Genomic DNA, 13,318 nt, shown 5'->3' with positions numbered 1-13,318 from the left:
AGCCCGTGCGGAGGTTCGCACGGGCTCCTGCGTTCCCGCCAGGTTACAGCTTCACGGCCGCGTAAAGCTCACCGACCTCGTGCAGGGACAGCGCCCTGACGGTGCCCGCCTTGGTACGGCCCAGCTTGACCGGCCCGAACTCGATCCTGGCCAGGTCGATCACGCGATGACCCGCCTCCTCCAGCATCCGCCGGACGACGTGGTTGCGGCCTTCGTGCAGAACGATCTCGACCAGCGCCTGCTGGCCGTGCTCCTGCACGATCGCGAAGGAGTCGGCCTTGGCGATGCCGTCCTCGAGCTCGATGCCCTGCTTGAGCCTGCGGCTCAGATCACGCGGGATCGGCCCGGGAACCTTCGCCCAGTACTTCTTCTGCACCCCGTAACTCGGGTGGGTCAGCCGGTTGGCCAGCTCGCCGTCATTGGTGAGCAGCAGCAGCCCCTCGGTCTCGGTGTCGAGCCGGCCCACGTGGAACAGCCGCGGCGCGAGCTCCTGCACATAGTCGGCCAGACACGGGCGGCCCTGCGGGTCGTCCATGGTGGACACGACGCCGATGGGCTTGTTCAGGGCGTAGTAGACCAGGTCGGGGGCGGTCGGGATGCGCTTGCCGTCCACGTGGATGACCTGCGCGGCGGGGTCCACCTTGGCCCCGAACCTCCGTACGACCTGCCCGTTCACCGTGACACGACCGTCACCGATCATCTCCTCGCAGGCGCGGCGGCTGGCGACGCCCGCCTGGGCGAGCACCTTCTGCAGCCGTACGCCGCCGGGGACCTCGGTGGTGTCGCGCTCGTCGGTGTAGCCCTCGGGGTAGAAGTTGCGATCCCGCATGGGCTGGCGAGCGGTCTTGAACCTGTCGCGGGGTGCGCCGCTGCCCGCCCCGTCACGCCTGCCGGAGGTGCGGCCGCCGATGGTCTGGACGTCGTCGCGCCTCGGGGTACGGCTCGGACGGCCGTCCTCGCGTCGCGAGCCGGCGTCGTCACGCCGCCCGAAGCGGGCCCGGGTGGACTCTCCACGGCCGTAGCCGGTCCGTGTGGGCTCGCTACGGGGGCCGCCTTCCCTGCGCCCGCCACGGTCGGCCCGGAAGCCGCCACGCTCGTCACTGCGCTCGGGACGGAAACCGCCGCGATCGTCGCTCCGGTCGGAGCGGAAGCCGCCCCGGTCGTCAGTGCGGTTGGTACGGAAGCCGCCACGGTCGTCGCGGCGCTCCGACTGGAAGCCGCCACGGTCGGAACGGAAACCACCGCGATCATCACTGCGCTCGGGACGGAAACCGCCACGGTCGTCACTGCGGTCGGAACGGAAACCGCCGCGATCGTCACTGCGCTGGGGACGGTAGCTGTCACGGGCGCCGCGCTCGCGGGGGCCGGAACCGCTGCGGTCGCGGGGGCCGGAGCCAGCGCGGTCACGGGGGCCGGAACCGCTGCGGTCGCGGGGGCCGGAGCCAGTGCGGTCGGAGCGGTATCCGCCACGGTCGCCGCCGGAGGACGAGCCGTAGCCGCCGGCCTCGCCGCGAGACGACGCACCGTAACCACGCTCACCGCGCGGCTGCGCGCCATATCCGCCTCGGTCACCGCGGGACTGCGTGTAGCCGCCACGGTCGTTTCCAGGCCGCGTGCCGTAGCCGCCGCGGTCGCTTCTGGGCGCCGAACGGTCGTCGTCGCGGGGGGACGTACGGTCGTCACGGGACGGACGGTCGTCGCGAGGTGTGCGGTCGTCGCGGGAGGACGTACGGTCGTAGCCGCCCCGGTCGCCCGTGGAGCCGGAGCGGTCGCGGGTGTCGCCGGAGGCCGGCCTGCCGTACCGGGCGCGGGAACCGCCCCGGTCGGCGCGGAGCGAGTCGCGGCCGGAGCCCAGCTCGCTTCCGGAGTCGCGGCTGCCGCCGCGGTCACTGTCGTCGCGGCGCGGTCCGCCGCGGGAATCGTCTCGGTGGGAACCGCCACGGAACCCCTCACGGCGGGGACCGCCGCGCGAGTCGTCCGAACGGAAGGCGGGACGGCCGCCACGGCTTGCGCCGCCGGTGCGTCCACGACCGCGTCCATCACCGGACGGGGTGCTGCGCCTGTTGTTCACTTTGTATTCTCCTCGAGGTTTTCCACGTCGTCGGGGAGGAAGGGGGCGAGCTCGGGGAGTTCGCCGATGTCCTTCAGTCCCAGACGTTCAAGGAAGTATGAGCTTGTCCGGTAGAGCACTGCCTGGCTCTCCGGGTCGGTGCCGGCCTCTTCGACCAGCCCCCTGGCGACGAGCGTCCGCATGACGCCGTCGCTGTTGACGCCGCGGACCGCGGCGACACGTGCACGGCTCACCGGTTGCCGGTAGGCCACGACCGCGAGCGTTTCCAGCGCGGCCTGGGTGAGCCGGGTCTGCTGGCCGTCGCGTACGAACCGCTCGACCAGCGCGGCGCAGTCGGCTCGCGTGTAGAACCGCCAACCGCCTGCGACTTCCCTGAGATCGAAACCCCGTCCGGCTTGGGTGTATTCCGCGGCCAGGGCCCGAAGTGCGGTGGTCACCTCATGGGTAGGCCGTTCGAGCACCTGCGCCAGGGTCACTTCGGGAACGGGTTCGTCCACGACCATGAGGATGGCTTCAAGCGCCGCCCCAAGCGTGGGCCCGCTTTCGGCGGGTTCAACGGGCACGCCCGAGCTGGGTTGCTCGGACGCGCGTTCGTCGCGCTCCGCCGTCCTACCACCCGCCGCACCGGCGCCAGAGGGAGCCGCCGCAGAACGGCCGAGGAAGGACGCCTCATCCGGCTCAGGAAGCGCGTCCGGCTCGGGAAGCGCGTCCGGCTCAGGAAGCGCGTCCGGCTCGGGAAGCGCGTCCGGCTCAGGAAGCGCGCCTGGCTCGGGAGACCCGCCCGCGATGGGACGCTCGGAGGACGCGTCCTCCGCACGGGGAGCAGCGCCGTCGGTGCGTGTCACGTCGTCGAAGCCGTCGGCCCGACCCGGCTCCGGCGACACACCCTGCAGACCATCGTCCGCATCCGGCTCAAGCGCCATCTCCCGCAGACCGTCCTCAGGCGACACACCCTCCGACTCATCGGCGGCGGGTGTGTCGGAGGTGTTCGGGGTGGCGAGGGAGCCCGGGAGGGTCATCCAGGCGGGCAATGGGGCGGAGTCGTGCGGCGGGTTGTCGTCCAAGCGGTCAGTCATCAGCCGTCTTCTCCGCGCTCTCCTCGTAGTCGTCCCCCACCGCGACGTCCCCGTCGTCCGAGCCGGTCCAGGTCACGTGCAGGTCGCCCAGTGCTTCGACCTGTTCGAAGGTGACCGCGGACTCCCGGAAGAGCTCCAGCACGGCCAGGAAGCGGGCGATGACCTCGATGGTGCCTTCGCAGTCGGCAACCAGGGCCCGGAAGGTGGCCCGCCGCATCCGCCGCAGGTGCGCCACCAGGATAGCGGCTTGCTCCCGCACGCTGGCCAGAGGTTGGTAGATGTGCCCGACGCTGACCGTGGGCGGGAGCTTGGGGACGAAGGCGCGGGCGGCGATCCGGGCGAGGTCGTCCGGGCTGATGCCGAGGATGAGCTGCGGGAGCAGGTTGGCGAACTGCGGCTCCATGGGCGCGGTGCGGGGGAAGCGCAGCGCCTCTTCGGCCATGCGGCCGGAGAAGACCTTCGCCACCTCCTTGTACGCCTTGTACTGCAGCAACCTGGCGAACAGCAGGTCGCGGGCCTCCAGCAGAGCCAGATCCTCTTCGTCCTCGACCTCGCCCGACGGCAGCAGGCGGGCCGCCTTGAGATCCAGGAGCGTGGCCGCGACCAGCAGGAAGTGGCTGGTCAGATCGAGGTCCCACTCGGGACCGCGAGCCCGGATGTAGGCGATGAACTCGTCGGTGACCTTGGAGAGGGAAATCTCGGTGATGTCGAGCTTGTGCTTGGAGATCAGGCCGAGGAGCAGGTCGAAGGGCCCCTCGAAGACGTCCAGGTGAACCCTGAACCCCTGTGGCTCTGCCTCCTCCGTCACCTGGCCATTGTGGCAGGTGCCGGCCAACGGGACAGCACCTCTCTGGCCAGCTCACGGTAAGCGTTCGCACCGAGGGACGACGGGTCGAACGTGGTGATCGGCTCGCCGGCGACCGTGGCGTCGGGGAAACGCACGGTGCGGTTGATCACGGTGTGGAACACCTTGTCGCCGAACGCCTCGACGACGCGGGCGAGCACCTCGCGGCCGTGCAGGGTGCGGGCGTCGTACATGGTGGCGAGCAGGCCCTCGATCTCGAGGTCCTCGTTGAGGCGTTCCTGCACCTTGGTGATGGTGTCCATGAGCAGGGCCACGCCGCGCAGCGCGAAGAACTCGCACTCCAGCGGCACCATGACGCCCTGCGCGCAGGTCAGCGCGTTGATCGTGAGCAGGCCGAGCGACGGCTGGCAGTCGATCAGGCAGACGTCGTAGTGCGGCAGCAGCGGCTTGATCACGCGGCCGAGCACCTGCTCGCGGGCGACCTCGGTGACGAGCTGGACCTCGGCCGCGGACAGGTCGATGTTGCTGGGCAGCAGGTCGAGGCCCTCGACGCCGGTCTCCAGCAGCACGTCCTCGGCGGTGACGTTGCGCTCCATCAGCAGGTTGTAGACCGTGAGGTCGAGCTGGAGCGGGTTGATGCCGAGGCCGACGGACAGCGCGCCCTGCGGGTCGAAGTCGACGAGGAGCACCTTGAGGCCGTATTCGACGAGCGCGGCGCCCAGGTTGATGGTGGTGGTGGTCTTGCCGACCCCACCCTTCTGGTTGACCATCGCGACCACCCGCGCGGGCCCGTGGATCTCGGGCGCGACAGGTTCGGGGAACACCGGGCGGGGACGCCGGGTCGGACCCAGATTCACGCCCACGGAGGGCGTGTTGGTCTTCGTGTCACCCCAGGGGTTGTCGGGGGTCCCCGGGGTCGAACCGTTGGTCTTCACAGTCACCAGCTCGAACCTCCCTGACGATCCCGAACCGGACCGTCCGGACGGACACTATGGCGTCACCACTTAACGCGGCAAGGCGGCACGCCGAAGTGCCGCACGTCGCAAAAGACTATAGATCACTGACGGGCACGGGGGTGCGCGGCGGCGTACACCTCGCGGAGTTTGTCGACGGTGACCAGGGTGTAAACCTGCGTGGTCGTCACCGAGGCGTGGCCGAGCAACTCCTGGACCACCCTAACGTCGGCGCCGCCGTCGAGGAGGTGGGTTGCGAAGGAATGCCGGAGAACGTGGGGAGATATCCCGGCGAGTCCGGCTCGCTCGGCGGCGGCCTGGAGCACCTCCCAGGCGCCCTGCCGGGTGAGCCGCCCGCCCCTGGCGTTGAGGAAGGCGGCGGGGGTGCCCCGGCCGTGGGACACGAGACCGGGCCGGGCCCTGACGAGATAGGCGTCGAGCGCGGAGCGGGCGTAGCGGCCCAGGGGGACGACGCGGGTACGGCTGCCCTTGCCGCGCAGCCGTACCTGCTCCGCCTCCAGGTCGTCCACGGCCAGGCCGACGGCTTCGGAGATGCGGGCGCCCGTGCCGTACAGGACCTCCAGCAGGGCCCGGTTGCGCAGGGTCAGCGGCGCGCCGTCGGGGCCGGAGGCGGCGATGAGCCGCTCGACCTCGTCGACGGTGATCGCCTTGGGCAGTCGGCGGAGCTGCCGCGGCGGTCGTACCTGATGCGCCGGGTCGTGGGCCGTGACGCCCTCGCGCAGCGCGAAGCGGTGCAGGCCGCGGACGGCCGACACCGCCCGCGCGGCCGAGCTGGCCACGAGGGCGGGGTGGTCGCAGTCGCCCTGACGCAGTGCGGCGAGGAAGTCGAGGACGTCGGCCTCGCCCACCTCGCCGAGCGTCACTCGCCCGCGTGACCGCAGGTGCTCGACGTAGCGGTGCAGGTCACGGCGGTAGGAGGCCAGCGTGTTGGCAGCCAGGCCCCGCTCCACCGTCAGGTGGGCGAGGTAGCTGGAGAGCACCGCCTCCACGAAGTGGTCCTTCCGTCATGCCTCCTTGGCATCGGCAGGGCGCAACAGGGCGAATCCCTCGACCGAAGCCGCATATGCGGCGAGGATACCGGCCACGGTCGGGGAATTGTGGATCATTCCCATGAGCGCCCTTTCGACCGCGTCGGTCAGGGGCACCCACTCGACCGGCATGTCGATCTCCTCGTGCTCGTGAACGAAGCCGTTCTCGTCGTCGGGGATCTTCGACAGGCCGCGGGCCAGGAACACCCGGATCCGCTCGTTGGACATGCCGGGCGAGGTGTAGAGGTCGACCAGCGTGTGCCAGGTCTCGGCGCGGTACCCGGCCTCCTCGGCCAGCTCCCGCGCGGCACCGGTGACCAGCGGTTCGCCTTCGACGTCACGCAGCCCGGCGGGCAGCTCCCAGAGCAGCTGACGGGTCGGGTGGCGGTATTGACGGATGAGCAGGACCCGGTCCCGCTCGTCGAGCGCGAGGACGGCGACCGACCCGGGATGCACGACGTAGTCGCGGTCGGCGACCGTGTCCTTCGGCATGCGGACGGTGTCGGTGACCACGTGGACCACCCGGCCCTCGAACCGGTTCTTGGATTCGACGACGTCCCACGCCTCGGGCGTGTCTTCGACCCTCACTTGGCCACCTTCGGAGTCACCTTCGGGGTCACGCGGCTGTCGGCGTAGGCGAGCGCGGCGTTGATCAGACCCTTGAACATCGGGTTGGCCCGCGTCGGCCGGGAGCGGAACTCGGGGTGGGCCTGGGTGCCGATGAAGAACGGGTGGGCCTCGACGGGCAGCTCGGTGTATTCGACCAGGCGGCCGTCGGGCGACAGCCCGGAGAACACCATGCCGACCTTCTCCAGCCGCTCGCGGTAGGAGTTGCCCACCTCGTACCTGTGACGGTGGCGTTCGGCGACCTTGGCCTTGCCACCGTACAGCTGCCTGGCCAGCGTGCCCTCGCCGAGCTTGGCGGTGTAGCTGCCCAGGCGCATGGTGCCGCCCATGTCGCGTTCGCCGGCGACGACGTCCTCCTGGTCGGCCATCGTGGAGATGACCGGGTACTTGGCGTCGGGGTCGAACTCGGTGGAGTTGGCCTCTTCGAGTCCCGCCAGGTTGCGCGCGGCCTCGATGACCATGCCCTGCATGCCGAGGCAGATGCCGAGGAGCGGGATCTTACCCTCCCGGGCGTGGCGGATCGCGCCGATCTTGCCCTCGATGCCGCGCACCCCGAACCCGCCGGGGATCAGCACGCCGTCGACGCCGTCGAGCTCGCGCTCGGCGCCCTCGGGCGTCTCGCAGTCGTCGCTCTTGACCCAGCGGATGTTGACGCGGGCGTCGTTGGCGAACCCGCCCGCCCGCAGCGCCTCGGTGACGGACAGGTAGGCGTCGGGCAGGTCGATGTACTTGCCGACCAGCGCGATGGTGACCTCCTTGGCCGGCCGGTGCACCCGGCGCAGGAGCTCCTCCCACTCCTTCCAGTCCACGTCGCGGAAGGGCAGGCCGAGCCGCCGCACCACGTACGCGTCGAGCCCCTCGGAGTGCAGCACCTTGGGGATGTCGTAGATCGAGGCGGCGTCCACGGCCGAGACGACGGCGTCCTCGTCGACGTCGCACATCAGGCTGATCTTCCGCTTGATCGCCGTCTGCACGGGCCGGTCGGAGCGGAGCACGATCGCGTCGGGCTGGATGCCGATGCTGCGCAGCGCGGCCACGCTGTGCTGCGTCGGCTTGGTCTTCAGCTCCCCGGAGGGGCCGATGTACGGCAGCAGCGACACGTGCAGGAAGAAGACGTTGTCGCGTCCGACCTCGTGCCTGATCTGGCGTACGGCCTCCAGGAACGGCAGCGACTCGATGTCGCCGACCGTGCCGCCCACCTCGGTGATGACCACGTCGACCTCAGGACCGGCCATGCCCCGGATGCGGTCCTTGATCTCGTTGGTGATGTGCGGGATGACCTGGACCGTGTCGCCCAGGTATTCGCCGCGCCGCTCCTTGGCGATGACGTTGGAGTAGACCTGGCCGGTGGTGACGTTCGCCGAACCGTGCAGATCGGTGTCGAGGAACCGCTCGTAGTGCCCGACGTCGAGGTCGGTCTCGGATCCGTCGTCTGTGACGAAGACCTCACCGTGCTGGAACGGGTTCATCGTTCCGGGGTCCACGTTGAGGTAGGGGTCGAGTTTCTGCATGGTGACCCGGAGACCGCGTCCCTTGAGCAGACGGCCCAGGCTGGAGGCGGTGAGCCCCTTGCCGAGACTGGAGGCGACACCGCCGGTGACGAACAGATGCTTGGTTTGCGATGCGCTGCGCAAAGGGGCTCCCGTGGGTCGAGTTGTGGTCGAAGCGTCCACGGGCTCTCAGGATATCAAACAACGCCCCCGACATGCCCGAACGGCATGACCTAGCGGTAACTTTGGGCCCTATGTCATTTGTACGGCGGGCGACGGGCGCGCTGATTCACCGTGCCTACAGGGCGATCCGCGCGGCAGGGGCGATCACTCCCGCCAGTCCGGGCGGCACCCGCTTCCGGCATCTGGGCGACGGAGTCAGCATCGCCTTCCCGCCGGGCGCGATCTTCGGCGAGCAGTGGATCGAGATCGGCGACCACACGCTGATCGGCGAGCGGGTGTCGCTCTCCTGCGGCATGGGTCCCGGCGTCGACCTGGGCCCGGACTCGATCCTGCGGATCGGCGGCGGCTGCTCGATCGGCCGGGGCTCGCACATCGTGGCCCACCAGTCGATCGACATCGGCGAGCACGTCTTCACCGGCCCGTACGTCTACATCACCGACCAGAACCACGTCTACGACGACCCGGAGACGCCGATCGGCAGGCAGTGGCCGCGCAACAGTCCGGTATCGATCGGCGCGGGCTCCTGGCTCGGCGCGGGCGCGATCATCCTGCCGGGCACCAGGATCGGCCGCCAGTGCGTGGTGGCGGGCGGCGCGGTCGTGCGCGGGGAGTTCCCCGATCACAGCGTGGTCGCGGGGGTGCCCGCCAAGCTGGTGCGCAGCTACGATCCCACGCTCGGCTGGCACACTCCGGGCATGCCGACCGGCAGTCCCGCCCTCGTAGACGGTCTGGACCGAACAACCTTCTGACGGTTAGCGTCGGTGCATGCGGACCGCACTTTGCGAACGTCTCGGCGTCGAGTTCCCGTTGTTCGCCTTCAGCCACTGCCGCGACGTGGTGGCCGCGGTCACGAACGCGGGCGGCTTCGGCGTCCTGGGCGCGATCGCCTACACGCCCGAGCAGCTCGACACCGAGCTCACCTGGATCGACGAGCGGGTGAACGGCCGTCCGTACGGGGTGGACGTGCTGGTGCCCGGCAAGCTCGACGCGTCGGCGCTCGATCTCGACGCCCATCTGACCGACTTCATCCCGGAACGGCACCGCGACTTCATCACGCACCTGCTGTCCAAGTACGGCGTGAACACGCCGCCGCAACCGGTGGCCGCCTCGGCGGACGAGTTCGGCAGGCGGGTGACGGCGGCGGGCGCGACCGGGCTGATCGACGTGGCGCTCAAGCATCCGATCGGCCTGATCGCCAGCGCGCTCGGGCCGCCGCCGCCGGAGATGGTGGCCGCCGCCCGGCAGGCGGGCGTGCCGGTGGCCGCGCTGGTCGGCACCGTCGAGCACGCCCACCGGCAGGTGGCGGCGGGCGCGGACCTGATCGTGGCGCAGGGCACCGAGGCGGGCGGGCACACCGGCGAGATCGCCACCATGGTGCTGGTGCCGCAGGTCGTGGACGCGGTCGCGCCGGTGCCGGTGCTGGCGGCGGGTGGCATCGCCTCGGGACGGCAGATGGCGGCGGCGATGGCGCTCGGCGCCGAAGGCGTGTGGTGCGGGTCGGTCTGGCTGACCACCGAGGAGGCGGAGACGGCGCCCGCGGTGAAGCGGAAGCTGCTGGCCGCCTCCTCGCTCGACACGGTCAGGTCCAGGTCGCGCACCGGCAAGCCGGCCAGGCAGCTCAAGTCGGCCTGGACCGAGGAGTGGGACTCGGGACAGGAGAGCCCCGGCCCGCTCGCGATGCCGCTGCAGATGCTGGTGGCCGAGGCCGCGATGGCCCGCGTCGGCCTGGCCGCCGAGCGTGGCGAGCCGGGGGCCGTGGAGCTGGCCAACTACTTCGTCGGGCAGGTCGTCGGCCAGCTCGACCAGGTCAAGCCCGCTCGCGAGGTGGTCTACGAGATGGTGAGCGAGTTCGCCGACGCGGTCGAACGGCTGTCCAGATTGTCGGGATGACCGGCTACGATTCGCCTGTGGTCGGGACACCCGAGGTCGAGCGCGGCACCGGTGTCCCCGCGCACGTGCAGATCGAGCGCTGGCTGCTGGAGTCCATCGGCAGCGGCGAGATGGAGCCCGGCGACCGGCTGCCGGGCGAGCGGGAGCTGTCGGCGAGCCTGGGCGTGAGCCGGATGACGCTCAGACAGGCCCTGGCGACGCTGGAGCACGACGGCGTCCTGGTCAGGGTGCCGGGCAGGTCCGGCGGCGCGTTCGTCGCCGACCCGCGCGTGGAGTGCGATCTGACGGGGCTGGCGGGGTTCACCGAGCAGATGCGGCGCGCCCACCTTCAGGCCGAGGCCAAGGTGCTGCTCGCCGCGACCGTCCCGGCGCCCCGCTCCGTCGCCGCCGCGCTGCGGACCACCGTGGACGAGCCGGTGCACGCGGTCGTCAGGGTCCGCTCGGCCGGCCAGTCGCCGGTGGCGCTCGAACGCTCCTTCTTCCCCGCGCTGCCCGGCTTCCTGGAGGAGGATCTCGGCGGGTCGCTCTACACGCTGCTCGCCGAGCGCTACGACCTGGAGCCGCGCACGGCCGTCGAGCACCTCGACCCGGTCATCGCCAGGTCCGACGAGGCCGCCGAGCTGGGCGTCGAGCCGGGCACACCGCTCATGCTGATCGAGCGCACCGCCTACGCGGCGGCCGGCGAGCCGGTGGAGTTCGCCCGTGACCTGTTCCGCTCCGACCGGGTGCGCATCTCGGTCCGCAGCGGCCTCAGCGCACCCGCTCCCCCGCCGGGTCGTAGAGCGGTTCCTTGACCACGGTCCCGGTCACCCAGGCGCCCTCCACCTCGACCTCGACCTTGGCGCCCGGCCCCGCGGGCAGGTAGGCGTAGGCGATCGGCGAGCCGACCGTGTAGCCGTGGCCGCCCGAGGTGATCCGGGCCACGACCTGGCCGTCCAGGCGCACCGGCTCGTTGCCGAGCGCGATCGCCCCCGGCTCCAGCGTCAGGCAGCGCAGCCCGCGCCCGGGGGCGGGGTCGAGCGCGTCCTTGCCGAGGAAGTCCTTGTCGAGCTTGACGCAGAAGCCGAGCCCCGCCTCGTACGGCGTGGTCTCGGGCCCGATGTCGGCGCCCCAGACCCGGTAGCCCTTCTCCAGGCGCAGGCTCTCGATGGCCCGGTAGCCTCCGGCCCGCAGCTCGTACGGCCGGCCTGCCCGCCACAGCGCCTGCCAGAGCGCCAGGCCGTACTCGCTGGAGCAGTACAACTCCCAGCCCAGCTCGCCCACGTACGTCACCCTCAGCGCCAGCACCGGCACGTCGTCCACGGTGAGCTCGCGCGCGGACATGAACGGGAAGTCGAGCGGGTCGGGCGTGAGCGTCCCGAGGATGTCGCGGGCGCGCGGCCCCCACAGGGCGAAGCAGGCGTACTGGCCGGTCACGTCGGCGATCCGCACGTGGGCGTCCCTGAGCGCGGCCTGCTTGCGCAGCCAGCCCAGGTCGTGCGAGCCGAACGCGGTGCCGGTCACGATGAGGAACTCGTCCTCGGCCCGCCTGGTGACGGTGAAGTCGCACTCGATGCCGCCGCGCCGGTTGAGCGCCTGGGTGTAGGTCACCGCGCCGACCCGGCGGGCCACGCGGTTGTCGCAGACCCATTCGAGCAGCTCGGCGGCGTCCGGCCCGGAGACCTCGATCTTGGCGAACGAGGTCTCGTCGAACAGGCCCGCCGTCTCTCGCACGGCCCGGTGCTCCACCCCGATCGCGGGCGACCACAGCCGTCCGGCCCAGCCCTCGGGCCGCTCGTCGGTGCCGTCCGGCTCGTTCGACCGGTAGAAGTTGACCCGCTCCCAGCCCGCCTTCTCGCCGAACTCGGCGCCGTGCTCGGCGTGCCAGCCGTAGGCCGGGGAGACCTTGAGCGGGCGGCCCGCCGACCGCTCGTGGCCGGGGTAGCGGATGTCGTAGTAGGTCTCGTAGTTCTCGATCGCGCGGGCGAGGGTGTAGGACGGGGAGCGGTACTGGCGGCCGAAGCGGCGGATGTCCATGTGCCAGACGTCCATGGCGGGCTCGCCCTCGACGATCCACTCGGCCATCACCTTGCCGATGCCGCCGGCGCCCGCGATGCCGTGCGCGCAGAAGCCGGCCGCCACGAAGAACCCGCCGACCTCGGTCTCGCCGAGGCAGAACTCGTTGTCGGGGGTGAAGGCCTCCGGGCCGTTGATCATCTTGCGGATGCCGACGTCGGCCATGGCCGGAACGCGGATCCGCGAATTCTCCGAAATTTCGGTGAATCGGTCCCAATCTTCGGCGAGCAGGCGGCCGTTGAAGTCGGCCGGGATGGCGTCGTAGGAGGTCTCGTCCGCCGTCCAGGGGGCGCAGGTGCGCTCGTAGCCGCCCATGACCAGGCCCTGCACCTCCTGCCGGTAGTAGACGAGCAGGTCGGGGTCGCGCAGCGTCGGCAGCCCGGCGTGCTCGTGGAAGGCGTCGGTGACCACGTACTGGTGCGACATCGGCACGATCGGGATCCGCACCCCGGCCATCCGGCCGATCTCGGCGGCGAACATGCCGCCGCAGTTGACCACCACCTCGCAGTCGATGTCGCCCTGGTCGGTGCGGACCCGCGTGACCCGGCCGCGTTCGGTGTCGATGCCGAGCACGCGGGTCCTGGGCCGGACGCGGGCGCCGCCCTCGCGGGCCTTGGCGGCCAGCGCGTAGCAGAGCGCGGAGGGGTCGATCTGCCCGTCGGTCGGCAGGTACGCCGCGCCGACGACGCCCGACGGGTCCATCAGCGGGAACAGCTCGGCCGCCTCGGCGACGGAGATCTCCTCCAGCGGCAGGCCGAACGTGCGCGCCCAGCCGATCTGGCGGCGGATCTCGGCCATCCGCTCGGCCGTAGAGGCCAGCTTGATGCCGCCGCACTCCGTCCAGCCGGCGTCGAGCGTGCGATAGAGCTCGACCGAGTACTGGTTCATCCTGGTCAGCGTGGGGTCGGCGCGCAGCTGGCCGACGAGCCCGGCGGAGTGGAAGGTGGAGCCGCTGGTCAGCTCGTCGCGGTCCAGCAGGACGACGTCGCGTTCGCCGAGCTGGGTCAGGTGGTAGGCGACGGAGGCGCCGCCCACGCCGCCGCCGATGATCACGATGCGGGCCGAGTCGCTCATGCGGGCGAGGCTACACTAAAGGTCTAGACCGTTTAGGGGGTGGCG

Annotated in this window: 11 protein-coding genes; 3 read left to right on the top strand and 8 right to left on the bottom strand. The window is 71.0% G+C overall.

Annotated elements, in window-relative coordinates; genetic code table 11:
* Positions 1 to 43 precede the first annotated feature (43 nt).
* The 7 genes from AB0B91_RS14170 to AB0B91_RS14140 form a co-directional block, all read right to left on the bottom strand.
* A complete protein-coding gene (locus AB0B91_RS14170; RefSeq protein WP_358318683.1) occupies positions 44 to 2,071 on the bottom strand; it encodes a pseudouridine synthase in 2,028 nt (675 codons plus the stop codon).
* Entirely contained in the window at positions 2,068 to 2,634 is a 567-nt protein-coding gene (scpB, locus tag AB0B91_RS14165) for an SMC-Scp complex subunit ScpB (RefSeq protein WP_358319193.1), read from the bottom strand. The genes AB0B91_RS14170 and scpB overlap by 4 nt, the downstream gene beginning before the upstream one ends.
* Before the next feature lie 505 nt (positions 2,635 to 3,139).
* Positions 3,140 to 3,955: a segregation/condensation protein A gene (locus AB0B91_RS14160; RefSeq protein ID WP_358318682.1), complete on the bottom strand. Its 816-nt coding sequence runs from the start codon at positions 3,953 to 3,955 to the stop codon at positions 3,140 to 3,142.
* Positions 3,952 to 4,803 carry an AAA family ATPase gene (locus AB0B91_RS14155; protein WP_250905916.1) on the bottom strand — a complete coding sequence of 284 codons (852 nt, stop codon included), beginning with the start codon at positions 4,801 to 4,803 and terminating at the stop codon, positions 3,952 to 3,954. Before AB0B91_RS14155 ends, AB0B91_RS14160 begins: the two co-directional genes overlap by 4 nt.
* A 206-nt stretch (positions 4,804 to 5,009) precedes the next feature.
* Complete coding sequence (locus AB0B91_RS14150) at positions 5,010 to 5,915, bottom strand: site-specific tyrosine recombinase XerD (RefSeq protein ID WP_358318681.1); 906 nt, start codon at positions 5,913 to 5,915, stop codon at positions 5,010 to 5,012.
* Positions 5,916 to 5,930: 15 nt separating this feature from the next.
* Complete coding sequence (locus tag AB0B91_RS14145) at positions 5,931 to 6,542, bottom strand: NUDIX hydrolase (protein ID WP_358318680.1); 612 nt, start codon at positions 6,540 to 6,542, stop codon at positions 5,931 to 5,933.
* Positions 6,539 to 8,215 carry a CTP synthase gene (locus AB0B91_RS14140; RefSeq protein WP_358318679.1) on the bottom strand — a complete coding sequence of 559 codons (1,677 nt, stop codon included), beginning with the start codon at positions 8,213 to 8,215 and terminating at the stop codon, positions 6,539 to 6,541. The genes AB0B91_RS14145 and AB0B91_RS14140 overlap by 4 nt, the downstream gene beginning before the upstream one ends.
* Before the next feature lie 110 nt (positions 8,216 to 8,325).
* On the opposite strand from AB0B91_RS14140, the gene AB0B91_RS14135 reads away from it, so the two are divergent.
* The 3 genes from AB0B91_RS14135 to AB0B91_RS14125 are packed head-to-tail and all read left to right on the top strand — an operon-like array spanning position 8,326 to position 10,938.
* A complete protein-coding gene (locus AB0B91_RS14135; protein WP_358318678.1) occupies positions 8,326 to 9,003 on the top strand; it encodes an acyltransferase in 678 nt (225 codons plus the stop codon).
* 16 nt (positions 9,004 to 9,019) lie between these two features.
* Positions 9,020 to 10,144 (top strand): nitronate monooxygenase family protein, encoded by a 1,125-nt coding sequence (locus AB0B91_RS14130; protein WP_358318677.1) that lies wholly within the window; start codon positions 9,020 to 9,022, stop codon positions 10,142 to 10,144.
* Entirely contained in the window at positions 10,141 to 10,938 is a 798-nt protein-coding gene (locus tag AB0B91_RS14125; protein WP_358318676.1) for a GntR family transcriptional regulator, read from the top strand. Before AB0B91_RS14130 ends, AB0B91_RS14125 begins: the two co-directional genes overlap by 4 nt.
* On the opposite strand, the gene AB0B91_RS14120 is transcribed toward AB0B91_RS14125, so the two are convergent.
* The gene (locus AB0B91_RS14120) at positions 10,895 to 13,273 is read right to left on the bottom strand and encodes an FAD-dependent oxidoreductase (RefSeq protein ID WP_358318675.1); all 2,379 of its coding nucleotides are present in this window, start codon (positions 13,271 to 13,273) and stop codon (positions 10,895 to 10,897) included. The genes AB0B91_RS14125 and AB0B91_RS14120 overlap by 44 nt on opposite strands.
* Between the last annotated feature and the right edge of the window lie 45 nt (positions 13,274 to 13,318).

Origin of the sequence: Nonomuraea sp. NPDC049141 (genome assembly GCF_040648415.1) — a bacterium.
GTDB lineage: Bacteria > Actinomycetota > Actinomycetes > Streptosporangiales > Streptosporangiaceae > Nonomuraea.
Note: the sequence above shows the minus strand (reverse complement) of the source record. Positions and strands in the feature narration are given on the sequence as shown.